The 820-nt window shown below is 34.5% G+C and carries 1 protein-coding gene; it reads right to left on the reverse strand.

Going from position 1 to position 820, the window contains the following annotated elements; translation table 11 throughout:
- Positions 1-573: 573 nt before the first annotated feature.
- Positions 574-720: a DUF5348 domain-containing protein gene (locus BFU02S_RS17455; protein WP_235842101.1), complete on the reverse strand. Its 147-nt coding sequence runs from the start codon at positions 718-720 to the stop codon at positions 574-576.
- Positions 721-820: the final 100 nt, after the last annotated feature.

The following is an 820-nucleotide window of genomic DNA, read 5'->3' on the forward strand; positions in this document are numbered from 1 at the left end:
AAACAATAAAATTGAACATTTTGAGTATTTTTAATAGTGAAATTAAATTAATGCAACACAAGTGTTATTGCTTAAATAAAAAATAATTGAATTAGAAGAACTTTCTTGGGAAACAGTTAGGGTTATTCATAATTAAAATTTCATTTTTGTCTGACTTAAAAACAAAAGAAATTAAATCAGAAGCAAATGGCAAATTAAACGAGTTGCATAAATCATCAAGAATATTAGGTGCCATATATCATTAAGAAAAACCGGGCAAAAAACGCTCGGTCCTTGTTGGCTAGTGAATATCCGATAGTTTGTACTCTATGCCATGTACTCCTTTATAATATTTCGGGTAATTTCTCCTCCACACTTTTCACATGAAAAACTGAAAAACAGGTCTATTTTGGCAAGAAATTGACGGTATCATTTGTCCTAAATTTGACAGAAATATTGACCGATAGAAAAGGGAAGCCCGTAAATTCCGTAGCTTCCCCTTCACCTAAATATCTACCTGATAGATTTCGTTTTGTTTTAAATAAAATTTTGTCTTATTCCTACCGACGATAATATATCAATCCCTTCCGAGTTCTATACGCCAGGGAAGCTTCTTCCATCTCTAAGGTGAAGATCAAACCAATCGCCACAGCGCACCTTGTAACCTGTATTATCCCCACAGAAGACCACCCAACAATCGAGCTCTAAATTATACTTCATATCTTTCCAGCGGTTCTTCATGAGAGTTCCTCCTGAATCACCTTCTTAATCATATGATCATCAATGATCCGACTGCCATTTTGAGCGCCATAAAGGAGGCTATGTGTACATACTTAAGTAA

This window comes from Neobacillus fumarioli NBRC 102428 (assembly GCF_001591485.1).
In the GTDB taxonomy this organism is placed as follows: Bacteria; Bacillota; Bacilli; order Bacillales; family Cytobacillaceae; genus Neobacillus; species Neobacillus fumarioli.

Excerpts from the sequence above, each read along its gene's own strand:
- BFU02S_RS17455 (WP_235842101.1), bottom strand. The coding sequence starts at position 720 with ATGAAGAACCGCTGGAAAGATATGAAGTATAATTTAGAGCTCGATTGT.